The 23,815-nt window shown below is 60.1% G+C and carries 23 protein-coding genes; 14 read left to right on the plus strand and 9 right to left on the minus strand.

From position 1 onward, the window contains the following. Nucleotides 1–48 precede the first annotated feature (48 nt). The 9 genes from BTE54_RS07845 (at nucleotide 49) to BTE54_RS07885 (ending at nucleotide 10,953) form a co-directional block, all read left to right on the plus strand. Nucleotides 49–1,074, plus strand: a complete 1,026-nt coding sequence (locus tag BTE54_RS07845) for a class I fructose-bisphosphate aldolase (RefSeq protein ID WP_078052033.1) — start codon at nucleotides 49–51, stop codon at nucleotides 1,072–1,074. A 677-nt stretch (nucleotides 1,075–1,751) separates the two neighbouring features. Continuing rightward, a complete protein-coding gene (locus BTE54_RS07850; RefSeq protein WP_078052034.1) occupies nucleotides 1,752–3,629 on the plus strand; it encodes a TRAP transporter large permease subunit in 1,878 nt (625 codons plus the stop codon). 66 nt (nucleotides 3,630–3,695) lie between these two features. Continuing rightward, nucleotides 3,696–4,706 carry a TRAP transporter substrate-binding protein gene (locus BTE54_RS07855; RefSeq protein ID WP_003520342.1) on the plus strand — a complete coding sequence of 337 codons (1,011 nt, stop codon included), beginning with the start codon at nucleotides 3,696–3,698 and terminating at the stop codon, nucleotides 4,704–4,706. A gap of 107 nt (nucleotides 4,707–4,813) precedes the next feature. Further along, complete coding sequence (locus BTE54_RS07860) at nucleotides 4,814–5,617, plus strand: SDR family oxidoreductase (RefSeq protein WP_198939104.1); 804 nt, start codon at nucleotides 4,814–4,816, stop codon at nucleotides 5,615–5,617. 1 nt (nucleotide 5,618) lies between these two features. Next, a complete protein-coding gene (locus BTE54_RS07865) occupies nucleotides 5,619–6,476 on the plus strand; it encodes an IclR family transcriptional regulator (RefSeq protein WP_065656496.1) in 858 nt (285 codons plus the stop codon). After that, entirely contained in the window at nucleotides 6,473–7,642 is a 1,170-nt protein-coding gene (locus BTE54_RS07870) for an acetyl-CoA acetyltransferase (RefSeq protein WP_065656497.1), read from the plus strand. Before BTE54_RS07865 ends, BTE54_RS07870 begins: the two co-directional genes overlap by 4 nt. Further along, nucleotides 7,639–9,264 (plus strand): acyl-CoA synthetase, encoded by a 1,626-nt coding sequence (locus BTE54_RS07875; RefSeq protein ID WP_078052036.1) that lies wholly within the window; start codon nucleotides 7,639–7,641, stop codon nucleotides 9,262–9,264. The genes BTE54_RS07870 and BTE54_RS07875 overlap by 4 nt, the downstream gene beginning before the upstream one ends. A gap of 31 nt (nucleotides 9,265–9,295) precedes the next feature. Next, on the plus strand, nucleotides 9,296–10,063 hold the full coding sequence (locus BTE54_RS07880; RefSeq protein ID WP_065656499.1) for an SDR family oxidoreductase: 768 nt from the start codon (nucleotides 9,296–9,298) through the stop codon (nucleotides 10,061–10,063). Continuing rightward, nucleotides 10,060–10,953, plus strand: coding sequence for a DUF296 domain-containing protein (locus BTE54_RS07885; protein ID WP_078052037.1), 894 nt, complete (start codon nucleotides 10,060–10,062; stop codon nucleotides 10,951–10,953). The genes BTE54_RS07880 and BTE54_RS07885 overlap by 4 nt, the downstream gene beginning before the upstream one ends. A 38-nt stretch (nucleotides 10,954–10,991) precedes the next feature. Here BTE54_RS07885 and BTE54_RS07890 read toward each other — a convergent pair whose 3' ends face one another. Continuing rightward, nucleotides 10,992–11,399 (minus strand): PPC domain-containing DNA-binding protein, encoded by a 408-nt coding sequence (locus tag BTE54_RS07890; protein ID WP_198939105.1) that lies wholly within the window; start codon nucleotides 11,397–11,399, stop codon nucleotides 10,992–10,994. Beyond that, entirely contained in the window at nucleotides 11,386–11,952 is a 567-nt protein-coding gene (locus BTE54_RS07895; protein WP_198939106.1) for a DUF296 domain-containing protein, read from the minus strand. The genes BTE54_RS07890 and BTE54_RS07895 overlap by 14 nt, the downstream gene beginning before the upstream one ends. 161 nt (nucleotides 11,953–12,113) lie before the next feature. Between BTE54_RS07895 and BTE54_RS07900 the strand changes: the two genes are divergently transcribed. After that, nucleotides 12,114–12,599 carry an Lrp/AsnC family transcriptional regulator gene (locus tag BTE54_RS07900; protein WP_065656502.1) on the plus strand — a complete coding sequence of 162 codons (486 nt, stop codon included), beginning with the start codon at nucleotides 12,114–12,116 and terminating at the stop codon, nucleotides 12,597–12,599. Between the two features lie 29 nt (nucleotides 12,600–12,628). On the opposite strand, the gene BTE54_RS25055 is transcribed toward BTE54_RS07900, so the two are convergent. Continuing rightward, entirely contained in the window at nucleotides 12,629–12,784 is a 156-nt protein-coding gene (locus tag BTE54_RS25055) for a hypothetical protein (protein ID WP_003520354.1), read from the minus strand. A 137-nt stretch (nucleotides 12,785–12,921) separates the two neighbouring features. Between BTE54_RS25055 and BTE54_RS07905 the strand changes: the two genes are divergently transcribed. The 3 genes from BTE54_RS07905 to BTE54_RS07915 all read left to right on the plus strand — a co-directional run bounded on the left by BTE54_RS07905 (nucleotide 12,922) and on the right by BTE54_RS07915 (nucleotide 15,319). Then, nucleotides 12,922–14,211 carry an MFS transporter gene (locus BTE54_RS07905; RefSeq protein ID WP_035262904.1) on the plus strand — a complete coding sequence of 430 codons (1,290 nt, stop codon included), beginning with the start codon at nucleotides 12,922–12,924 and terminating at the stop codon, nucleotides 14,209–14,211. Then, nucleotides 14,208–14,399, plus strand: coding sequence for a DUF1192 domain-containing protein (locus BTE54_RS07910; protein ID WP_003506186.1), 192 nt, complete (start codon nucleotides 14,208–14,210; stop codon nucleotides 14,397–14,399). Before BTE54_RS07905 ends, BTE54_RS07910 begins: the two co-directional genes overlap by 4 nt. A 404-nt stretch (nucleotides 14,400–14,803) precedes the next feature. Then, nucleotides 14,804–15,319 (plus strand): DUF1465 family protein, encoded by a 516-nt coding sequence (locus BTE54_RS07915; RefSeq protein ID WP_003506184.1) that lies wholly within the window; start codon nucleotides 14,804–14,806, stop codon nucleotides 15,317–15,319. Between the two features lie 156 nt (nucleotides 15,320–15,475). Here the strand turns inward: BTE54_RS07915 and rpmE are convergent, their stop codons facing one another. After that, complete coding sequence (rpmE, locus tag BTE54_RS07920; RefSeq protein WP_003497640.1) at nucleotides 15,476–15,697, minus strand: 50S ribosomal protein L31; 222 nt, start codon at nucleotides 15,695–15,697, stop codon at nucleotides 15,476–15,478. Between the two features lie 260 nt (nucleotides 15,698–15,957). Between rpmE and BTE54_RS07925 the strand changes: the two genes are divergently transcribed. Beyond that, entirely contained in the window at nucleotides 15,958–17,757 is a 1,800-nt protein-coding gene (locus tag BTE54_RS07925; RefSeq protein ID WP_078052221.1) for an ABC transporter transmembrane domain-containing protein, read from the plus strand. Nucleotide 17,758: 1 nt separating this feature from the next. Here BTE54_RS07925 and BTE54_RS07930 read toward each other — a convergent pair whose 3' ends face one another. The 5 genes from BTE54_RS07930 to BTE54_RS07950 form a co-directional block, all read right to left on the minus strand. Next, nucleotides 17,759–19,405 (minus strand): FAD-binding dehydrogenase, encoded by a 1,647-nt coding sequence (locus BTE54_RS07930; protein ID WP_078052039.1) that lies wholly within the window; start codon nucleotides 19,403–19,405, stop codon nucleotides 17,759–17,761. A gap of 89 nt (nucleotides 19,406–19,494) precedes the next feature. Beyond that, entirely contained in the window at nucleotides 19,495–20,526 is a 1,032-nt protein-coding gene (locus tag BTE54_RS07935) for a peptidoglycan -binding protein (RefSeq protein WP_078052040.1), read from the minus strand. A 2-nt stretch (nucleotides 20,527–20,528) separates the two neighbouring features. Further along, complete coding sequence (locus BTE54_RS07940; RefSeq protein ID WP_003520359.1) at nucleotides 20,529–21,545, minus strand: hypothetical protein; 1,017 nt, start codon at nucleotides 21,543–21,545, stop codon at nucleotides 20,529–20,531. A 201-nt stretch (nucleotides 21,546–21,746) separates the two neighbouring features. Beyond that, nucleotides 21,747–22,547: an inositol monophosphatase family protein gene (locus BTE54_RS07945; protein ID WP_003520360.1), complete on the minus strand. Its 801-nt coding sequence runs from the start codon at nucleotides 22,545–22,547 to the stop codon at nucleotides 21,747–21,749. A 164-nt stretch (nucleotides 22,548–22,711) separates the two neighbouring features. After that, a complete protein-coding gene (locus BTE54_RS07950; RefSeq protein ID WP_035262893.1) occupies nucleotides 22,712–23,812 on the minus strand; it encodes a tetratricopeptide repeat protein in 1,101 nt (366 codons plus the stop codon). Nucleotides 23,813–23,815: the final 3 nt, after the last annotated feature.

Consider the following 23,815-nt stretch of genomic DNA (forward strand, 5'->3'; position numbering starts at 1 on the left):
CTGGAACTTCTGTTATCGGAAATTTATTGTGCCTTGGGAGAATAGCAAATGACCGAACGTCTCGAAGACATCGCAATCAAAATGGTCGCCGACGGCAAAGGCCTGCTCGCCGCCGACGAATCCACGGGAACGATCAAAAAGCGTTTCGACAGCATCAATCTGGAGTCCACCGAGACCGCCCGCCGCGATTATCGTGAGATGCTGTTCCGTTCCGACGACGCCATGAAGAAATACATCTCCGGTGTCATCCTTTATGAAGAGACCCTGTTCCAGAAGGCCGCCGACGGCACGCCTTTCGTGGATATCATCAAGGCGGCCGGCAGCCTGCCGGGCATCAAGGTGGATATCGGCGCCAAGCCGATGGCTTTCCATCCGCATGAATTCATCACCGAAGGCCTCGACGGTCTTTACGAGCGCCTGCGCAAGTATCATGAGGCCGGCGCGCGTTTCGCCAAATGGCGCGGCGTCATCACCATCGGTGAGCAGCGTCCGAGCTGGGGTTCGATCAAGGCAAACTCCCAGTCGCTCGCCCGTTACGCCGCTCTCTGCCAGCAGGCGGATATCGTGCCGATCGTGGAGCCGGAAGTGCTGATGGACGGCGAACCGGGCACGCATGACATCGACCGCTGTGCGGAAGTCACGCAATGGGTTCTCCAGACCGTTTTTGCGGACCTGTTCGACGCCCGTGTGAATCTTGAAGGCATGATCCTCAAGCCGAACATGATCATCGACGGCAAGAAGGCCCGCAAGGCCTCCGTCGAGGAAGTGGCGGAAAAGACCGTGAAGGTTCTGAAGGCGACCGTGCCTCCCGCCGTTCCCGGCATCGCCTTCCTTTCCGGCGGCCAGTCCTCCGAAGAGGCGACCGCCCATCTCTCCGCCATGAATGCCGGCTACGACCTGCCCTGGTCTCTGACCTATTCCTACGGCCGCGCGCTTCAGGATACGGCCCTCAAGACATGGGGCGGCAAGCAGGAAAACGTCGCCGCCGGCCAGCGCGCCTTCACGCACCGCGCCGCGATGAACAGCCTCGCCGCCAAGGGTAACTGGAAGCAGGAACTCGAAAAGGCAGCCTGAGGCTGACAGAGAACATCAGATAAACAGCAGCCGCCTTAAAGGGCGGCTGCTTCGTTTGATAAAGCAAGATCGTCCGTATTCCGTCACCCGGACCCAATCGTCTTTCATTTTACCCGACTGATAATTCTCCACCGTTTTGATTGTGCATCGCCTGAGTGGAAGCATGTCCACCATGGGCAGCCTTATCCGCTCAAGTCGTGCAACCTGACGACTTTATGACCGTCATTGCCGCAATAGGCAGCGGATTTGCTCTCCGACTTCTTCAGCGCATAACGCCAGACCGTCCGGCTCGCCCGGCATCACAAGCGCTGTCGTCTCGACGGGCTTCCGAAAAGCCCCGGAAATTGCTGCGCGCTCGTTACATCACAGATAAATTTCAATCAATTATAGTATGATCCACTATGTGGACCTATAAGCATACGATGAAAACCGCGCAATACTGCATTTATACAGTTGATTTCGGCACTTTTCCTGTGTATCCCGAATGCATAGTTTTTTAACGGTCCATATTGTGGAGGCAATATACCGCTAGTTTCAGGCTTTTGGAGGGGTCTGGCCGGTCTGGCAATGACAGATATATCCTGATGCGTCGGTCATGATATTGGCGTGGGCGCGGATAACTCTCTTTGTCTGCCGCAGTCCGTTGCGAAGGTTGTTCTGTGGGAGAGGAGGCCCCGATGACCATGACCGCAAACGCGAATGACGACGTATTTGTGCTCGATGGAGAGCTTTTGCATACCGGGCCGGTAACAGGCTCATGGTTCATGCGACCCATCGAGGCTGTCGCGGCGGTGCTGCTGGCGGTGATGATCGGCCTGCTTCTGCTGGGCGTGACATCGCGCTATGCCCTGCATTTGCCAATCGTCTGGATCGATGAAACGGCGTCGTTGAGCTTCCTGTGGTTTGCCATGCTGGGTGCGGCAATTGCCATCGACCGCAGCGAGCACCTGCGCCTGACACTATTTCTCAATATGTTTCCGCAGCGCATTCTGGGCTATGTCAACTCGCTCGCTTTGGTGCTGGTAGCGACATTTCTTGCGGCGATTATCAAGCCGGCGATAGAATATGCCATCGAGGAATGGGTCGTCACCTCGGCGGCGCTGAATATTCCAATGTCCTTCCGCGCTGCCGCCTTGCCGGTTGGCGCCTGTCTGATGCTGCTGCTGGTCCTCAACAATCTCTTCCGCAGGGAGAATCTACGGGACATCATCGCAGCCGTTGTCACCGTCGCGGTCGCCTCCGGCCTGCTCTATCTGGCATCGCCGACGCTCGAAACTTTCGGCAATTTCAATCTGGCGATCTTCCTCGGCCTGTTCGTGGCGGTGTTTCTGGTGCTGGGCGTACCGATCGCCTTCTGTTTCGGCCTTGGAACCCTCGCCTACCTGACCTTTACCACCTGGGTTCCGACCATCGTGATGATCGGGCGCATTGACGAGGGCATGTCAGGCATCATTCTGCTGTCGGTTCCAGTTTTCGTGCTGCTGGGCTGCGTGCTCGATGCCACCGGCATGGGCAGGGCGATTGTCGAACTGCTATCCTCGATGTTCGGCCATATTCGCGCCGGCATGTCCTATGTGCTGCTCGGGTCGCTGTTTCTGGTCTCGGGCATTTCCGGCTCCAAGGTTTCGGATATGGCGACGGTCGCACCGGCGCTGTTTCCGGAAATGAAGCGCCGTGGCCACAAGCCCAAGGAAATGATTGCACTGCTCGCCACCGGCGCCGCCATGGCCGATACGGTTCCGCCCTCCATCGTGCTGATCGTCCTCGGTTCGGCGGCGGGCGTGTCGATTGCCGGCCTGTTCACTTCCGGCTTCATGATCGCCATGGTGCTGCTTCTGGTACTGGCCGTTCTGGCCCGCTGGAAGGCGCGACATGAAAACATGGAAGGCGCAAAACGCACCCCATGGCCGCTGGTCGGCAAGGCGGCCCTGGTTGCCGCACCGGCGCTGGTTCTGCCCTTCCTCATCCGCAGCCTGGTCGGCGGCGGCGTGGCGACGGCAACCGAGGTTTCCACCATTGCCGTGCTCTATGCGATGATTATCGGTGCGGTGCTTTATGGCGGCATCAGCCTCAAAAAGCTCTATTCCATGCTGGTGGAGACGGCCGCCCTTTCCGGGGCGATCCTGCTGATCCTCGGCTGCGCCTCGGCCATGGCCTGGGGGTTGACGCAGAGCGGCTTTGCCTTCCAGTTGACCGCGATGATCACCGATCTGCCGGGCGGCTGGATGACCTATATGATCGTGTCGATCCTGATTTTCATGATCCTCGGCTGCGTGCTGGAAGGCCTGCCGGCAATCGTATTGCTCGCACCGATCATGTTCCCCATTGCCCGCACGCTTGGCATCAACGACATCCATTATTCGATGGTGGTCGTGGTCGCCATGAATATCGGCCTGATGGCGCCGCCCATAGGCATCGGTTTCTATATCGCCTGCAAGATAGGCAATGTTTCGCCTGATGAGGCCATGGGCGCCATCTGGCCCTATCTCGCAGCCATGGTCATCGGTCTGCTGCTGATTGCGGCAATTCCGGGCTTCTCGACAATTCTGCTCTGAGACCGTGGCGGGTCCATCCGCCACGCCGATGAATGACACATGCTTTTATTTTGGGAGGAGAAAGCAATGAATATCAACAGACGTACCGTGTTGGCCGGCGCCGGCTCTGCCGTTCTTGCCACCGCTTTTGTGTCGCGCGCCCGCGCTGCGCAGTTCAATTATAAATATGCCAACAACCTGCCTGCCGCGCACCCCATGAACATCCGCGCCAAGGAAGCGGCTGACCGTATCGCCAAGGAAACCGACGGCCAGGTGAATATCAACATCTTCCCCAGCAGCCAGTTGGGCGCTGATACCGATGTGTTGAGCCAGGTACGCTCGGGCGGCGTTGAATTCTTTACGCTTTCGCCACTGATCCTGTCGACGCTGGTGCCGAATGCATCCATCAGCGGCATCGGCTTCGCCTTCCCGAACTACGATTCGGTTTGGGCGGCCATGGATGGCGATCTCGGCAAATATGTACGCGGCGAAATCGCCAAGCAGAACCTCGTTGCCATGGACACCATCTGGGATAACGGTTTCCGCCAGATCACCAGCGCTTCGAAGCCCATCGCCACGCCGGCCGATCTCGAAAGCTTCAAGATCCGCGTGCCGGTAAGCCCGCTCTGGACCTCGATGTTCAAGGCCTTCAAGTCAGCCCCTGCCTCGATCAATTTCGCTGAAGTCTACACCGCCTTGCAGACCGGCGTGGTCGATGGCCAGGAAAACCCGCTGGCGATCATCTCCACCGCCAAGCTGTTCGAAGTGCAGAAATTCTGCTCGGTCACCAACCATATGTGGGACGGCTTCTGGTTCCTGGCGAACAAGCGCGCCTGGGAGCGCCTGCCGGATGACCTGCGCGCCATCGTTGCCAAAAACCTCAATCAAGCCGGCAAGGACGAGCGGGCCGATGTGGCGAAGCTCAATGCCTCGGTGAAGGAAGACCTGATTGCCAAGGGTATGACCTTCAACGACACCGACGCCTCACTCTTCCGTGCAACCCTCAAGGAAGCCGGTTTCTATTCCGAATGGAAGGGCAAATATGGCGATGAAGCCTGGGCCATTCTCGAAAAGGCCGTTGGCGCCAGCCTGACCTGACCGGTCCGCTGAATGATTGGCCCCGCTTTGAGAGCATTTCCAGGAAAAGTGGAAACACTCTAGCGGGGCCGACCCGACTATTTCTGACGATTGTAATGGAGACTGTTTTGACAGGTCGCCTGACGGGAAAACGCGCCATAGTTTTTGGCGCAGGATCATCTGGTCCGGGTTTTGGCAATGGCAAGGCTGCGGCCGTGCAATTTGCCCGCGAAGGCGCGCGCGTGGCCTGTGTCGACCTTTCCGCTGACGCGGCCGAGGAAACCGCGCAGATCATTCGCAACGAAGGTTTCGAGGCGATTGCGGTTGCTGCCGATGTCACGGAACTCGATTCCGTATCTGCCACGGTCGCGCGGACCTGCGAGGTCTTCGGCGGCATCGATATTCTGCACAACAATGTCGGCGTGACCCATATGGGCGGCCCGGTAGAGCTGGACGAGGAACGTTTTCGAGCCTCGGTCGATCTCAATATCGGCTCCGTTTATCGCACCGCCAAGGCGGTACTGCCGGTGATGCTGGCGCAGGGCGGTGGGGCCATCGTCAACATCTCCTCGCTCGCCTCCATTCGCTGGACCGGTTATCCCTATTTTGCGTATTACGCCATGAAAGCCGCCGTAAACCAGGCAACCGTGGCGCTGGCAATGCAATATGCCCGCCAGGGCATTCGCGCCAATTGCGTTCTGCCCGGAATGATCGATACGCCGCTGATCTACAAACAGATCAGCAATCAATATGCCTCCGTCGAGGATATGGTGGCGGCGCGCAATGCCGCAGTCCCAGTAGGCCGCATGGGCGATGCCTTCGATATCGCCCGCGCGGCAGTCTTTCTGGCATCCGATGAAGCCAAGTTCATCACCGGAATCTGCCTGCCGGTCGATGGCGGGCAAAGCTGTGCGGTGGGAGCGTTTTCCTAATATGGCCACGATGATCCCGATGGAAAACGACCTGACAGGCGCGCGCGCGGTAGACCGGGCGCTAGGGCTGCTCTCCATGGTGGGGCGTCATGCCGAACGCGGTGTGGCGCTTTCGGTCATCGTCACCGAAAGCGGGCTGAACAAGCCCACGGCCCGCCGCCTGCTGCTGGCGCTGATCCGCGCAGGCCTGGTGGAGCAGGATGAGGAAACGCGGCGTTATTATCTGGGCGAGGAAGCCTATGTGCTCGGCAGCCTGTCATCGCGCCGTTTCGGCTTGCTGCAGATGGCCCAGGACAGTCTGACGCGCATTTCCCGCCGCACAGAGGATTCGAGCTTCCTTTCCGTGCGTCGCGACACGTTCGCATTATGCCTCTATCGCGAAGAAGGCACCTGGCCGGTGCGCACCCACGCGCTTCAGGCCGGTTTCGAGCACCCGCTGGGCATTGGGGCGGGATCGCTCGCCATGCTCGCGGCCCTGCCCGATGCCGAGGTGGAAAGCGTCATTGCCGCCAATAGCGGGCTGATTGCCGCGAACTATCCCGGCATCACGCTGGACGGACTGCGCCGCGATGTCGAATTGACGCGAACCAATGGTTATTCGCTCAATCCGGGTCTGATCCTCTCGAATTCCTGGGGTATCGGCGTTGCCATCCGAACACCGGATGGCGCGGTGGCGGGAGCGTTGAGCATTGCCGCCGTCGACAGCCGCATGCGGCCGGAGCGCCAGCCGGAACTGGCGGCGGTGCTGCGCGAGGAAGTGACCCGCATCGAAACACGCATTGCGGAAATGATGGCAAGCCGCGCCCGCACGCGTGGCGAAGGCGATGCGAAACGGCAAACAAGGAGAACGAGCAAATGAGCAAAGCGCAGATCGTCGGCTGGGCGCATTCGCCTTTCGGCAAATCGGCCCTTGAAAATACCGAACAACTGATGGCTTCAGTCGTGGCGCCGGCCATCGACCATGCCGGCGTCGATGTCGGCGATATAGACGGCATTTTCGTCGGCGTGATGAATAACGGTTTCTCGAAACAGGATTTTCAGGGCGCGCTGGTGGCCATGGGCGATGAGCGCCTCGCCTACACGCCCGCCGTGCGTTTCGAGAATGCCTGCTCGACAGGATCGGCCGCCCTTTACAGCGCCATGGATTTCATCGAGGCCGGGCGTGGGCGCATCGCGCTCGTTGTCGGCGCCGAAAAAATGACGGCGCTGCCAACCGCCGAGGTGGGTGAAATCCTGCTATCCGCCTGCTACCGTGCCGAAGAAGCCGATATTTCCGGCGGCTTTGCCGGCCAGTTCGGACGTATCGCCCAGGCTTATTTCCAGCGCTATGGCGATCGCTCGGAAGAACTGGCGATGATCGCCGCCAAGAACCACGCCAATGGCGCGGTCAATCCCTACGCCCATATGCGCAAGGATTTCGGCTTCGATTTCTGCAACACGGTATCGGATAAGAACCCTTACGTCGCAGGCCCGCTGCGCCGCACCGACTGCTCGCTGATTTCCGATGGCGCCGCCGCCATCATTCTGGCCGATGAGGAAACCGCAGCGACACTCAACCGGGCCATCGGTTTCCGGGGCCGCAAGCATGTCAATGACATTCTGGCGCTCAGCCGCCGCGATCCGCTGGCCTTCGAGGGCGCGCGCCGCGCCTGGGCAGGTTCGCTGGAACTCGCAGGCGCGACGCTCGACGACCTCTCCTTCGTCGAAACCCATGATTGCTTCACCATTGCCGAACTCATCGAATATGAGGCGATGGGATTGGCAAAGCCCGGTGAAGGGCACCGGGTGGTGCGCGAAGGCACGGCCCTGAAAACCGGTCGCCTGCCGATCAACCCCTCCGGCGGGCTGAAATCCAAGGGGCATCCGGTTGGGGCAACCGGGGTCTCCATGCATGTCATGGCGGCGATGCAATTGATGGGCGAAGCGGGCGACATGCAGATCCCCGGCGCCTCGCTCGCCGGTGTTTTCAACATGGGGGGAACTGCGGTTGCCAACTATGTCTCGATCATGGAGCGCGTGAAATGACGATACATCCTCCGGGCGGGGTTGCGCCTTCGACCACGCGGGTCATGAATCTCTCGCATTTCCTGACCCAGGCAGCGCGCCGCAACCCCGCCGACATCGGCTTCGTATGGGGTGAGAAGAGCTGGACATGGGCTGAAATGGACGCCCGCGTCGATGCCATGGCGCAGGCGCTGGTAACAGAATTCGGCGTCAGGAAAGGTGACCGCATTCTGGTGCAGTCTTCCAACAACAACCAGATGTTCGAATCCATGTTCGCCTGCTTCCGCGTGGGCGCGGTGTGGGTGCCGACCAATTATCGCCAGTCGCCCGATGAGGTGGCCTATCTGGCAAAAGCCAGCGGCGCACGCGGCATGATCTGCGCCAGCGCTTTTCCCGAGCATGCAAGGGCGAGCCGCGAAGCAACCGCGATCGATTTCACCATCGCCATTGGCCCGGCCGAATTTGGCGAGGACTACGACACTATCGTGGCCCGCCATCTGGGCCAGAAAGTAAAAAGCGAGGCGGTGGATCGGGACGATCCCTGCTGGTTCTTCTTCACCTCCGGCACCACCGGTCGACCCAAGGCTGCGGTGCTGACCCATGGCCAGATGGCCTTCGTCATCACCAACCATCTTTGCGATCTGATGCCCGGCACCGGACCGGGCGACGCTTCCATCGTCGTTGCGCCGCTTTCGCACGGCGCGGGCATTCACCAGTTGGTGCAGGTGGCGCATGGGGCAAAAACGGTGCTTCCGGCTGCGGAAAAACTCGATGTGCCAGCGGTGTGGGCGCTGATCGAGAAATGGCGCGTCACCAATGCCTTTACCGTGCCGACCATTCTGAAAATGCTGATCGAAGACCCTTCCGTGGATCGTTTCGATCATTCCTCGCTGCGCTACGTCATCTATGCCGGTGCGCCCATGTATCGCGCCGATCAGAAACGGGCGCTCGCCAAGCTCGGCCCGGTGCTGGTGCAATATTTCGGCCTTGGCGAAGTGACCGGCAACATCACCGTGCTGCCGCCTTCCTTCCACAACGCCGAGGACGGCCCGGAGGCGCGGATCGGCACCTGCGGTTTTGATCGCACCGGCATGGAAGTGCAAATCCAGAACGATGCAGGCGAGGAGCTTCAGGCCGGTGAAACCGGCGAAATCTGCGTTATCGGCCCTGCTGTTTTCGCGGGTTATTACGATAATCCCGATGCCAATGCCAAAGCCTTCCGCAACGGCTGGTTCCGCACCGGCGATCTTGGTCACCGCGACGAGAACGGTTTCGTCTACATCACCGGCCGCGCCTCCGACATGTATATTTCCGGCGGCTCGAACATCTATCCGCGCGAGATCGAGGAAAAAATCCTCATGCATCCGGATATCAGCGAGACAGCGGTTCTGGGCGTGCCGGATGCGGTGTGGGGCGAGGTCGGCGTCGCCGTCTGCGTGGCGCGGGAGGGCGCGGATATCGCCGGCATCGACCTGAAAGCCTATCTCGACGGCAAGATGGCCCGTTACAAGCTGCCGAAAGCCATTGTGTTCTGGGATGCCATGCCGAAATCCGCCTATGGCAAGATCACCAAGAAGATGATCCGCGAGGAGCTGGAAAAGCGCGGCCAGATGCCGGTTTTTGAGGAAAAACTGACTGGCTGAAGGCCGTAACGCATAACCGGGAGGAGACGGTATGACACAGCAGACGAGAGAGATGAAAGGCGCTGTCGCCATCACCGGCGGCGCATCGGGTATCGGCTTTTCCACGGCGCAGCTGTTGATGGCGCGCGGCTGGCAGCCATGGCTTTTGGATCTCAAGCGTGAGGCGCTGGATGCGGCCTGCGAAAAACTCGGCATCGATGCTTCGCGCGGCATCGTCTGCAACGTGGCGGATGAGACGTCGATAGAAGAGGCTTTCGCCGCCTTGACGTCAGACGGCGCCGATCTGGTGGCCGTCGTCAACAGCGCCGGCATCGGCATCGACAAGCTTTCGGTCGATACCAGCGTGGAAGAATTCCGTCGTATCGTTGACGTCAATCTCGTCGGCAGTTTCGCCGTGGCCCGCACCGCCGCGCGTTACTGGCTGGACCGCGCAATTTCCGGTTCGATCGTCAATATCAGCTCGGTTTCCGGCATGTGCGGCAATCGTGGTCGCAGCGCCTATGGCGCTTCAAAAGGCGGCGTCAATCTTCTGACGATGGTTATGGCAAACGAACTGGGGCAATCGGGCATTCGCGTCAATGCGATTGCGCCCGGCCCCGTCGATACCCCCCTCACCCAGGCGGTTCATACGGAGAATGTTCGCAGCCAGTGGCACAGCCGCGTTCCCATGCACCGCTATGGCAGGACGGACGAGATCGCCTCTGCCGTGGCTTTCCTTGTGTCGGACGACGCGAGCTACATCAACGGTCAGGTGCTGGCCGTGGATGGCGGCTTCATTACCGCAGGGCTTGCGGTATGACGATAATGCCCCCGGAGGGGCTTCCGCGCAGCATCGTCCATCCGGGGCCGGCAACACCCGAACGCTTCCGAGTCGTCGGTTGCCACGCCCATCCGGTCAGGCTGAATGCCAGACCCGGTGTCTGCGTCAATGAGGCGATTGCAGAAGCCTTTGTCGAACAGGGTTTCTATGGGGGTTATGTCAGACTGAAAAATGTGCCGATGAAGCGGTTGCACTATGTCATGCCCGCAGCGGCACCCGATGACGCGCATGCCGCCTGGTATAGCGAAACTTTCTCCATGCCGGGGGGCACAATCATCGATGCCGGCCTGCATATGGGGCGGCGCGACGGTCAGCCGTTCCTGCACTGCCATGGTTCGTGGAAAAGTGCCGAAGGCGTTCTCTCCATGGGCCACCTGCTGCCTTTGGAGTCCGAATTTGCCGGGGAAACGCCGCTTGAGGCGCTGGCGGTGGATGGCGCAATTCTGGATGTGCAGAAGGACGAGGAAACCAATTTCCCCCTCTTCACGCCCATCGCACAGCCGCGCAACCGGAAGGATGCAGGGCTCCGGGCGCTGTTGTGCACCGTGCGGCCCAATACCGATATCTGCACGGCGCTTGAAGCCGCCTGCAGACAGTTCGACCTGCGGCAGGCCGAGGTCAATGGTATCGGCAGCCTGATCGGCGCGGATTATGAAGACGGAACAAGTCTCACCGCCTATGCCAGCGAAATCCTCATCCGCAATGGCCGCATCCACCCCGCCGCCACGGGTGGCGAACGGGCAATGCTGGATATTGCGATGGTCGATCTTACCACGCGGATCAGCGGCGGGCGGCTGGTGCGCGGCAAAAACCCGGTCTGCGTCACTTTCGAGCTGCTTCTGACCGAAAGACAGGGGGCGGCCGCATGAGTTGCGCCGTGCAGCTCCACCGCCCGCCTTACCGTACCTCACGCCGCCTGTGGCTTTTCCACAGGCAACCATTCTTCCAGCGTCACCTCAAAGGTCATGCACACCGGGTTGGCGCCGGCGATGAAGGGACCCCCATAAACCGCGCCATCGGTATCGGCGACAACGCCGGTCAGCGCGGCGCGCAGGGAGCCATCCGGCTGGGCGCGCACCTCACCGGCAATCGAAACGATTTCAACGGCAGGACCGCTTATCTGCAAAAAAGCGCCGCTGCGGGTGCCGAGGCACGCATCCACCAGACTGCCCAGCGCGCCGCGCACGAAGGCATTACGGAAACCTTCGGCCAGACACAGTTTCTCGACGCCGAGCACGAGGTCTTCATTGGGCGCAATGCGGGCATAGGCCACGCGGCCCATGGAGCCGGATTCGACAGTGTTATGCGTGTTCATCGGCGGGCTCCGTGCGGTTCCTGGGTTGAAGAAGGGGAATATTGGTTTCGGGATCGAAGGACTGCTGCAGCACGAAACTGTCGAGCGAGGTCACAAGGGCGGAAATGCCGCTTTCTCCGACGATACAGGATTCCGTCAGCAAATGGCCGCCTTTGACCACACCCGCCGCAGTCCGCATGGCGGCATGGCAATGCACGATCGGCTCGCCCTTCAGGCTCCGCCCCAGCGTCGCGTTGCCGAAAACCAGCCAGGCCGCCCCGGCATCGATGGGTTTCGTATAGGCGATGACCGCCCTGCCGGAAGGATCGGGTGGAGCCACGCAATAGGACAGGATGTCGAAATAACCGCCGAGAATGGTCAAAGAGGCATTTTCGATGCCGTTTTCGGCCAAAGGCCGCACGATGCCATCGTAGAGGCTGCACCCCGGCGCGATGAACAGCCGCATATGACGCGCAGATGGCGAGCGCAGGCTGTTGATACGCACCGGCGAAGAAATACCGGGGTGTATCAGCGTTCTCGGCCGTGGAAAATGCTGTTGCCGTGTGGGTGCCATGCCTGCTCCTCCCTGCTGCCTGTACCTTGCAGTACGGTACTTAAAGACCAGCCAAAGGTGCTTTCGAATGGCGTCGTCAAAGTGCCCTTCGGAAAACACTTCTTTCGCGAGCGGCCCCGCGGACGGCAGATTTTTTTGCGATACATTTCAGGGAGACCGGCATGACGAAGCCGCTGGACAGAATTGACCGCAAAATATTGCGGGCCCTGCTGGAGAACGGCAGGCTGAGCAATACGGAACTATCGGAAAAGGTGGGGCTGTCGCCCAGCCCTTGCTGGCAGCGCGTCAAGCGGCTGGAAGACGAAGGGGTCATTCGCGGCTATACCGCCATTCTCGATCAGGCCCATCTGGGACTGACGGAGACGGTGATCATCGAGGTCATGCTGGAACGTCACGACGATGAAGTTCTGGAACGTTTCGGTAAGGCCATGGCCGCTCTTCCCGAAGTGCTGGAAGCCTATCTGACAACCGGCGAATATGATTATCTCATCAAGGTGGCGGTGGCGGGAACCGCGGGCTACGAGCAGTTTCTGCGCCGCAAGCTTTACAAGATCGAGGGTGTGCGCCATTCCCGCTCCTGTTTCGCACTTAAATGCCTCAAGCATACTTTATCGGTCGTGCCCGATGCGGAGCCGCCACCCGCCTGAAAGGAGCCTGCCTCCGCGGCGGTTTTTCCTTACGGGCGCAGAAGCAGCGTCACCGACCAGATGACAAAGGCGGCAACCGCGATCTTCCAGCAATCGCCTCTTTTTTTCAGGCCCGGCAGACCGAGCGGCCGGATGATCTGGACCACCATGGCCAGCAGTAAAAAAAGGCCGATCGCCTTTGTCATTTATTGAGCCTTTTCTTTATTTCTGCATCGTCACAGGCTGGACATTTTTACCGTTCACCAGAAGAGTGCAACTCATTCGGGTAACGCCCGTCCTATGACCTGTCCGACCGTCCGTCCGAACGCATGAGAGTGTTTTCATGAGCAGAAATCTTCTACCCGTATTCGCTCTTTTATCCAGCACTCTGTTTCTTTTTCTCGGCAACGGCCTTCAGGGCCTTGTGCTGCCGGTGCGTGGTTCGGCGGAAGGTTACTCCAATGAAATTCTTGGCTTTCTGGGCACTTCCTGGGCGGCGGGATTCGTCGTCGGTTGCTTTGTCGCGCCTGCCATCGTGCGCCGCGCTGGCCATGTTAGGGCATTCGGGTCATTCGTGGCGCTGGTGTGCCTGACGGTGCTGATGACCGGCCTTATCATCGACGACACCTCATGGATCGCGCTGCGCGCGCTTACCGGTTTCTGCACGGCCGGAACCTCGATGATCATCGAAAGCTGGCTGAACGAGCGCGCCACCAACGAAAGTCGTGGCATGATCTTCTCGCTTTATATCGCCATCACGCTGCTCGGTGTCGTGGCGGGGCAGATGATCGTGCCGATGGGGGATATCAGCAATACCTCGCTGTTCATGATCTGCGGCATCATCTATTGCATCGCCATTCTGCCGGCGACGCTTTCGAAAGCGGCGAGCCCACAGCCGTTGCAGAAGGTGAAGCTGGATCTGCCGGCCCTTTACCGCAACTCACCGGTTTCCTTCATCGGCATCCTGATGATCGGCATTGCCAACGGCGCTTACGGTACGCTTGGCGCCGTCTTCGGTGCGCGGGCAGGGCTGGACCCGACCATGATCGCCATCATGGTGTCCGTCACGATTTTCGTCGGTGCGCTGGCGCAATTTCCCGCAGGCCGGCTTTCAGACCGGATAGACCGCCGCTATGTGCTTGCCGGGCTTGCCGGGCTTGGCGCGGTCGCGGGCCTGGCTGTCGCGGTGGTCCAGCCGCATGATGTCTATGTGCTGATTTCGATGATCGCCATTTATGGCGCCGCCGCCAATGCGCTCTATCCCATCGCGGTGGCCCATGCCAACGACTTCGCCGCATCGGAAGACTTCGTCAAGGTTTCCGGTGGTCTGCTGCTGCTTTACGGCATCGGCACCATCATCGGCCCGACGCTCGGCGGCGCGATCATGACCCATTTCGGCCCCTATGCGCTGTTTCTGGTCACGGCTGTGGCGCACCTGCTCATCACCGCCTATGCCATCATCAGAAGCCGCCGGCGCGCAGCGCTTTCAACCGAGGAAAAAGACAATTTCTCGACGATGATGCCAACGACACCCTCGCCGCTCGTCACGCCGGAAAGTATTGCGCTTGACCCGCGCGCGCCGCAATATCCAGGCGACGATGGCGACTATGTGGAAAAAGGAGCAGGCATATGAGCCTCTTTGACGATGACCGTCCGCAAAAACCGGCAGCGCATGAGATCGGTGGCGATCTCAGCCTTCTTTCCGTGGACGAACTGAGCAGCCGTATCGATCTTCTGCAAGCCGAAATCACCCGACTCGAAGAGGAGAGGACACGGAAATCCGCCGGAAGGCAGGCGGCGGAAAATCTCTTCCGATCCTGACGCGCCCTGCAGAATAGGTACACGACTGCACTTCCGCTGCCGTAAGCTAAGGCTCAGCCAGCGCCCGAAAATGAATATTACGGGGCAGTCTTTCGTTTACCATTAACCAAAAATTAAGCTTTCTGAGAGATTACTATACATGTCCAGTTCTTCTGGACCTCAGGCATCTTCTCCATACGGCGAATTGGTCTGATTTTTCTCCCTGTTTTACCTTGAGAGCCGCTTTCGCGGCTCTTTTTTTGCCGCTGGCCGGTTTCCGTAAAACTGTGGGTATTAACCCTTCTTTAATAATTGCCTTGCGCATTTCAGGTAAAGATACCATCCTGAAAACACTAAAGGCCGGAACAAAATATCCGCGTCGTCGTTGCCTGACAGTGTGGTGCGTGAGCAGGGATTTAAAGAAAATGTCGGAACAGGTTTTAAATACCATAAGCTTTGCGGGTCGCGCAGCTGCTTCCAACCAGTTCAAGACCCTCTATACCGAAGGCATGACCTTGGTTGAGGAAACGGCAAGTTATCTCGACGGCGCCGGCCGCGCCGCCTCCAAGGTGCTGCCGCGTATGGCCTCGGTTCTTTATGCGGCGGAATCGATGCGCCTCACCACCCGCTTGATGCAGATGGCCTCCTGGCTGCTTCTGCAGCGCGCCGTTAACAACGGTGAAATGACGCGCGATCAGGTTCTGAGCGAAAAGAACAAGGTGCGACTCGACAGCTTTAACGTCGACCGCAATGCGCCCGGCTGGAACGACCTGCCGGAATCCTTCCGCGACCTCATCGAGCGCTCGCTGCGTCTCCAGAACCGCATCGCCCTGCTCGACCGCGAAATCTATCGCCCGTCCGAAGCCGCCAAGGTGCCGGACAATGAAAACAGCGTGCAGGCGCAGCTCAACCTCCTGCGCACGGCTTTCTCGATCAACTGAGAAAAGACGACCTTATCTGGACAATTTGAAAAGCAGGCTCACCGGCCTGCTTTTTTCTTTTGCGTGCTACGCCGGCGCGGGCGCCATCGCCGAAAAATGGCAACAAAAAAGCCCGGCAAAACCGGGCTTTTTTTTAACGATCCGTCCTCAAGAGGATCAGAGGCCGAGGCCGCCGAAACGCTTGTTGAACTTGGAAACGCGACCACCGCGGTCCATAAGCTGCTGGTTGCCGCCCGTCCATGCCGGATGGGACTTGGGGTCGATTTCAAGGTTCATGACGGCGCCTTCCGAACCCCAGGTGGAGCGGGTTTCGTATTCGGTGCCATCGGTCATGACCACCTTGATCGTGTGATAATCGGGATGGATATCAGCCTTCATGACAATCTTCCTGGTTAAGTGACGTGCGGTCCATTTGCCGCAATTGCGTCAACTGAGCCATTTCAATAAATGAAGCCATAGACCAGATGGGCTATGGCTTCCCAATTCGATGCGGAGCCTATACATGAAGGTCGCCCAGATAACAAGAGCCTGCTATCCCCTTGTGAAGGGAGATGGCCAAAGGGGCGGGAATTTTGCCGCACGCGGGAAATTCACCCGCAAAAGGCCCAAAACGGCAGGGAATGAGGAGCATAGAGGACGTGGCAGACATTGACGAGCAGAAAGCGGCGAAACAACGAAGCCTGAAGCCGCTTCTTGGCCTGTTTCCCTATCTCCGGCGTTACCGCGGCCTGATGGCGGCTGCCCTTTTCGCTCTCGTGCTTTCTTCCGCCACGACACTCGCCCTGCCGCTTGCCGTTCGCCGCATTATCGATCACGGTTTCCAGACGCCTGATGGCGGCATGATCAACAGCTATTTCGCCATGCTTCTGGCGATTGCCGTTGTCCTCGCGCTCGCCAGCGCCATGCGTTATTATTACGTCATGACCATCGGTGAAAGGGTCGTCGCCGATCTGCGCCGCGATGTCTTTGCCCACCTCACCACCCTGTCGCAGCAGTTTTTCGATAGCAATCGATCCGGCGAGCTGACCTCGCGGCTGACCGCCGATACCGTGCAAATTCGCTCGGCTTTTGGCTCTTCCGCCTCGGTAGCGCTGCGTAACATCATCATGTGCTGCGGCGCGGTGGCGATGATGATCTATACCAGCCCCGGCCTTTCCGGCCTTGCGCTGCTTGCCATTCCCTTCATCGTTTTTCCGCTGATCGCCTTCGGACGCTCGGTTCGCGCCCGCTCCCGCACCACGCAGGACACATTGGCCAATTCCGCCGCCTATGCTTCCGAGACGATTGCGGCGAGCCGCACCGTGCAGTCCTTTAATGCCGAGGTGCTGGCGAATGCCCGTTATGGAGCCTCCGTGGAAGCCGCCTATCAGGGCGCACGCGCCGCCATCGGCGCCCGCTCCATCCTCACCGCCGTTGCCATTGCGCTCGTCTTCGGCAGCGTCGTCGGCATTCTCTGGTATGGCGCGCAAAGCGTGCTCTCGGGCACTATGACGGCCGGTACGCTCGGCCAGTTCGTGCTTTATTCGGTCATCGCGGCAAGCGGTCTCGGTCAGCTCTCGGAAGTCTGGGGTGAACTGGCGCAGGCGGGCGGTGCGGCAGAACGGCTCTCCGAACTGCTGAACGAGCACTCGCCCGTCGCGGAACCCATATCGCCCGTCGCCATGCCGCAACCGCCGCGCGGCGAGGCGGAATTCGAGAATGTCGATTTCGTTTATCCGCTCGCGACAGAACGGCCGATCGTTTCCGGCCTCTCCTTCAAGGTCAGCGCCGGCGAAACCGTCGCCATCGTCGGACCTTCCGGTGCGGGCAAGAGCACGGTTTTTTCCCTGCTGATGCGCTTTTACGATCCGCAGCAGGGCCACATCACCGTCGATGGCACGGATATTCGCGACGTCACCCTTGCCGATCTGCGCGCGCGCCTGTCCATCGTTCCGCAGGATGTGGCGATATTCGCCTCCTCCATCCACGATAATATCGCCTTTGGCCGACCTGACGCGACACGCGAGGAGGTGCGGGCCGCCGCCATCGCCGCACAGGCCGACAGCTTCATCGAACGTCTCACCGACGGATATGATACGCAGGTGGGCGAGCGCGGCGTGACGCTTTCCGGCGGCCAACGCCAGCGCATCGCCATTGCCCGCGCCATCCTGCGCAATGCGCCAATCCTGCTGCTGGACGAAGCCACCTCGGCGCTGGATGCGGAAAACGAAACGCTGGTGCAGAAGGCGCTCGATGAGCTGATGAAAACCCGCACCACCATCGTCATCGCCCATCGCCTCGCCACCGTGTTGAAGGCCGACCGTATTCTGGTGATGGATGAAGGCCGCATCATCGAAGAAGGCACGCATCAGAGTCTCATTCGCCAGAATGGCCTTTATGCGCGGCTTGCCCGGCTGCAATTTCAGACTGGGCCGGACGAATTGCGCGCCCAGGCCTAGATCACGCCAGCACTTTGCGCCCCGCAACGCGGCCGGAAAACAGGCAGCCGCCAAGGAACGTGCCTTCCAGGGCATTATAGCCATGCATGCCGCCGCCGCCGAAACCCGCCACTTCTCCGGCGGCATAAAGGCCCGGAACCGGCGCACCGGCAGCATCCAGCACCCGCCCCTCAAGATCGGTATGGAGGCCACCAAGCGTCTTGCGCGTCAGCACATGCAGCCGCACGGCAATCAGCGGCCCCATTGCCGGATCAAGCAGCCGGTGCGGTTTTGCCGTCCGCATCAGCCGGTCACCGAGATAACGGCGCGCCCCGTGTATCGCCGTTACCTGCGCATCCTTGCTGAAACCGTTTTCGATTTCGCGGTCGCGCGCCTCTATCTGATGACGGATATGGTCTATACGCAGCCGGTCGTCGCCGCTGATGGCATTCATCGCCGTCACGAGTTCTTCGAGCGTATCCCGGACGGCGAAATCTTCGCCGCGCTCCATGAAGGCACGCACCGGTCCCGGCGGTTCCTTGCCCAGTCTTTTGAGCAGCAGCCTTATATCCTTGCCGGTCAGATCCGGATTCTGTTCCGAGCCTGAAAGCGCAAATTCCTTCTTGATGATCGCCTTGGTCAGAATGAACCAGCTATGGCCGCTGCCGCGTTCACCCAGCATTTTTAGCGTGCCGAGCGTATCGAAACCCGGCATGGCCGGGGCGGCAAGGCGTTTTCCATCCGCATCGCACCAGAAGGACGAGGGGCCAGGCAAGATGCGGATGCCGTGACCCGGCCAGATCGGATCGTGGTTCTTCACGCCCTCGGTATAATGCCACATGCGGTCACGGTTGATGACGGCTCCGCCGGCGGTTTCCGTAATGGCGATCATGCGGCCATCCACATGCGCGGGAACACCGCATACCATGCTGGCAGGAGGCTCGCCCAGCCGTTCCACCGGCCAGTTGCGCCGCACCAGTTCCTGATTGCCGCCGATGCCGCCGGAACTGACGATGACGGCAGCAGCGGAGAAGACAAAATCGCCCTGCTCTTCCCGGCTGCTCTCCTGCCCGCGTTGCACGGGGTCGGACGCAAGAATCGCACCCGAAACACCGGTCACCCGGCCGTCGGTGATCTCCAGACGATCAACCCGGTGGCGAAAGCGAAAGGTTAGCCGGCCGGTTGCCGCCATGGCCTTCGCCTTTTTTACGAAGGGTGCAAGTACGCCCGGACCCGTGCCCCAGGTTACATGGAAACGCGGAACGGAATTGCCATGGCCGTGGGCAAGGCTGCCACCGCGCTCGGCCCAGCCAACAACGGGAAACCAGCGCATGCCCATGGGGTGCAGCCATTCGCGTTTCTCACCGGCAGCAAAATCGAGATAAGCCTCCGCCCAGCGGCGCGGCCAATAATCCTCCGGACGGTTGAAACCGGCCGAACCGAACCAGTCCTGTCTTGCAAGATCGAGACTGTCTCGCACCCGCATCCGGCGCTGTTCGGGGCTATCGATGAAAAACAGACCGCCCAGCGACCAGAAGGCCTGCCCACCAAGGTTCTGCTCGCCCTCCTGATCCACGACGCAGACGCTGAAACCCCGCTCAGCCGCCTCGGTTGCCGCCACCAGCCCGGCAAGCCCCGCGCCGACAACGATCACATCATAGCCTTCCATCAGCCCCTCCCAGATATGACGGAATTACTTTTACGCGAACGTAAATTTACTTTCATCAGAAGGCAACTGCGATGACGCGGTCCGCGATTTCAGCGTTCGGTGAGCTTGAGTTCGATACGGCGGTTCTGCTGCCGTGCTTCCGGCGTATCGCCTTCGGCAATCGGCTGATATTCGCCGAAACCGGCGGCGACCAGCCGGTTTGCCGGCACGCCCTTGGAGATCAGGAATTTCACCACCGAGGTGGCGCGGGCCGAGGAAAGCTCCCAATTGTCTCGATAACGCCCGGAACCGGAAAGCTGAACGTTATCCGTATGGCCATCCACGCGCAGCACCCAGTTGATCTCCGCCGGAATTTCCTTGGCGAGATCGAGCAGCGCGACAGCAAGCTTCTCCATCTCCGCCTGCCCTTCCGGGTTGAGTTCATTGCCGCCGGAGGGGAAGAGCACTTCGGACTGGAAGACAAACCGGTCGCCAACGATGCGGATGTTTTCGCGGTCCGACAGGATTTCGCGCAGCCGCCCGAAGAAATCGGACCGATAACGGTTCAGTTCCTGCACCCGCTGCGCCAGCGCGACATTGAGACGGCGGCCAAGATCGGCGATCTTGACCTGAGAAGAGGCATCCTTGGCTTCCGAGGCCTGAAGCGCGGCTTCGACCGAGGCAATCTGCGCTCTCAGCGCCGCAATCTGCTGGTTGAGCAATTCGATCTGTGCGGAGGCACGGGAATTGGCCTGCCGCTGCTCGTCCAGTTCGCCAGTCAGGCTACCGATCCGGGCATTGGCGCTTGCGTTGTTGCCAGATCCCGCATCGAGAAGCGACTGCAGGCGCGAGCGCTCGTTTTCGGATGCGGCAAGGGTGGATTGCAGGCTCGCGAGCGCGTCCTCAATATCCTGCTTGTTGCCTTTTTCCATGGCCAGAAGTTCGGTCAGTTCGGCAATCTGGCTGTTGAGACGTGTCAGCACCTCGTCCTTGCCGGTGATTTCCCGCGACAGAACGAATTGCGCCAGCACGAAGACCGTAAGCAGAAACATGATGGCCATGAGCAGCGTCGACAGTGCATCGACGAAACCCGGCCAATAATCCACGCCCCTGTCGCGGCGGCGGTTGCGCGCAAGCGCCATGGCTACTCGCTCCCGTTATCGTGCCGGGTGCGTCCGGAAGATTTCGTGTCGCTGTCGATCCGCGCCGACAGCCGGTCGAGCGTGCGGCGGAGTGATTTCGATTCTTCCTGCTGCGCTTCGATCCAGTCTCGCAACATCTGCTGTTCGCTGCGCATGTTCTTGACCAGACCCTGAATGCCCTCGGCAAGGCTGGTCATGGCCGCAAGCGAGCGCTCTGTGCTGACCACGGCGCCGGGTTCGCCCTTGAACTCCCGCGGCCCTTCGGTGGTATCCGTCACCGAGGAAAGCCAGTTTTCGAGCTGTGTATAGAAACGGTTCTGGGCGCGGCCGGCCTGAAGATCGAGGAAGCCGAGAATCAGCGAACCCGAAAGACCGAGCAGCGACGAGGAAAACGCCGTTCCCATGCCCGCCAGCGGCGCAGTCAGGCCGGCCTTGAGGGAGCCAAGAATATCGTTACTGTCACCGGCGCTCGGATCGAGCGACTGGATGACATTGCTGATGGCGCCAATGGTGCCGATCAGGCCCCAGAAGGTGCCGAGCAGGCCGAGAAACACCAGTAGGCCGACAAGATAACGCGATGTGTCACGCGTCTCGTCGAGGCGCGTCGCGATGGAATCGAGGATCGTCCTTTGCGTAACGGCAGAGAGCCGGACTTCGCCACGCTTGCCGATCAGCGTGCTCATCGGCGCAAGCAGCTTGGGCGCACGGCCGACCTTTTCGACGCTGCCGGCGGCACGAAAGGCATTGAACCAGCGCACTTCGGAACGCAGGCTCATCGTCTGCGTAAACACCAGAATGATGCCGATGGCCAGCACGCCGAGAATGAAGCCGTTGAGCCCCGGATTGGTCATGAAGGCGGTGTGGGCCTGCCGGTAAAGAATGGCCGCCAGAAAGCCCACGAGGATCAGAAACAGAACCATCGTCCATAGAAACGGTGTCGGGCTGGACAGCTTGTGGCTGTATTGCCGTGTGGTCACCGGTTTCTCGACGCCAAGATCGAGCAGCTCCGAATCCGCCATAACGTTCGCATTCCCTTTGGTCAGCTATCCAGCGGAAGCTATTTGAAAATTGCGACGATTTGAAGCGAAAAGCCGGTCTTTCATCACAGGCGTTTCACGAAAACAGCCTGGAACCGGATGACGGAAAACAAAAACACCCGGCGAATATTCGCCGGGCGTCTAAAACTTGCGGAAAACGGCAGGTTTTCCGCCAAAAACCAATCAGCGGCCCGGAATGGGACGGTTGGCGACCTCAACAAGCGCCTTGTGGATATATTCGTTGCCGGCAGCGACGGAGCTGCTGCCGAAGATATCCGTGCCGCCCTTGATGTCGGAGGCGAAACCGCCGGCTTCACGAATCAGCACCAGGCCTGCCGCCATGTCCCATGGCGAAAGATCGGCTTCCCAGTAACCATCTAGACGGCCAGCGGCAACGTAGGCGAGATCGAGCGACGCCGCACCCATGCGGCGGATGCCGGCTGCCTCACCCATGACGTGGCGAAGTTCGACCAGGAACTTGCCGTGATTGCCGCGGCCGAGATGCGGCACGCCGCAACCGATGACGCAATCGGTCAGCGCCTTGCGCGCAGCGACGCGGATGCGGCGATCGTTGAGGAACGCGCCGCCGCCGCGCTCGGCAGTGTAGAGTTCGTCGGTGGCCGGATTGAAGATCACGCCGGCGACGACTTCACCGTTACGCTCGAGCGCAATGGAAACCGCGAAATGCGGAATGCCGTGCAGGAAGTTGGTGGTGCCATCCAGCGGATCGACGATCCAGCGATGTGCGCCGTCCGTGCCCTTTTCCTCGCCGCCTTCTTCACCCAGGAAGTCGTAGGTCGGGCGGGCCTTCATCAGCTCGTCGCGCACGATCTTCTCGGCTTTCAGGTCCGCCTGCGAGACGAAATCGCTCGGTCCCTTGACCGAGACCTGAAGGTTCTGCACTTCACCGAAGTCACGCGACAAAGACTTACCCGCCTTGATGGCGGCCTGAACCATGACATTGAGAAGGGCTGAACGGGCCATCGATGTTGTTTCCTGGAAAGCTTGCGAACCGCCCGGAAGCTCACCGGGCAGGCACGTCATTATTTTCTTGAATTGAAAGTTTGCGGTTCAAGACCACAAAACGCGCGGAAATTCAAGGCAAAAAGCCGATGGGTCAACGCCAGCGTGGCAAGGCTACCCTTCCATCACGTCGGGCGGAAACGATTTGCGGCCTCAATCGCCTTCTTCTGCTGCTCGTCGGTGATGCCGAGATAAAAGTCCTCGAGCGACGGGTCCTTCAGCCCGGCGCGGCGGGAAAGCACATACCATTTGGCCGCTTCGACCGGATCGGGCCGGGTGCCGAGCGCCTGAATGTAAAGATGCGCCACCTTGTTCTGCGCCACGACATTTCCGCGCTGTGCCGCGCCGTAGAGCCAGCGGAAGCCCTCATCCAGATTGCGCTCACCGCCGAAACCATTGACCAGCCAGATGCCGAGATCGACCTGCGCAGTATCGTAGCCCGCCTTCGCGGCCCGTGTCAGCCAGTCCCGCGCCTTTGCCTTCTTCTCGGCCGGCACATCCTTGAGCGACCAGTAAATCTGCGACACCGCATATTGCGCATCGGCAATGCCCTGTTCGGCGGATTTCTCATAGAACGGCAAAGCCATCAGCAGACCCTTGGCGCCGGGATTTTCCGAAACCAGTATCTGACCCCAGTTGAACTGGGCTGAGGCGTTGCCAGCTTCCGCCGCACGGCGCATGAAATCGTCGGCCTTCGCCTTGTCGCGGGTGACGAATTTGCCTTCCATCAGGATCAGCGCGAATTTGAACATGGCGACGGGATCGCCACCCTGAGCCGCCTGCTGGTACCAGAAAGCAGCTGTCTTCTCGTCACGGGCGATGCCCAGACCACGCGACATCATTTCCGCCACCAGCGTCTGGGCGGCTGCGTCACCATTCTGCGCGCGGTTCAGCGCCTTGTCGAGCGCCTGCACATATTCGCCGCGCTGGAAATGCCCGTAAGCTTCGTCCACCCGGCCCTTGAATTCCTTTTCAGGCGGCAGCGCCGGCAATTCCGCGCCCATGCGCTGATAGACATTCACGCCTGCCGACGGCTGCAAGTCCTTCTGCTCTTCGGATTGCACCCGGCCCTGACGGGTCGGCTGAGCCTCATTTTCCAGCTGGCGGGACAGCGCATTGCTTTCGCTCTGCGGTCCGGACTGGGCAAAAGCGACACCCGCCGGCGCGCCGAAAGCGAGCGCCAGCAGCGAAACGGAAAGGCAGAGGTGAACCGAGCGCATGATCATCGC

Source organism: Agrobacterium sp. YIC 4121, assembly GCF_002008205.1.
Taxonomy (GTDB): domain Bacteria; phylum Pseudomonadota; class Alphaproteobacteria; order Rhizobiales; family Rhizobiaceae; genus Agrobacterium; species Agrobacterium leguminum.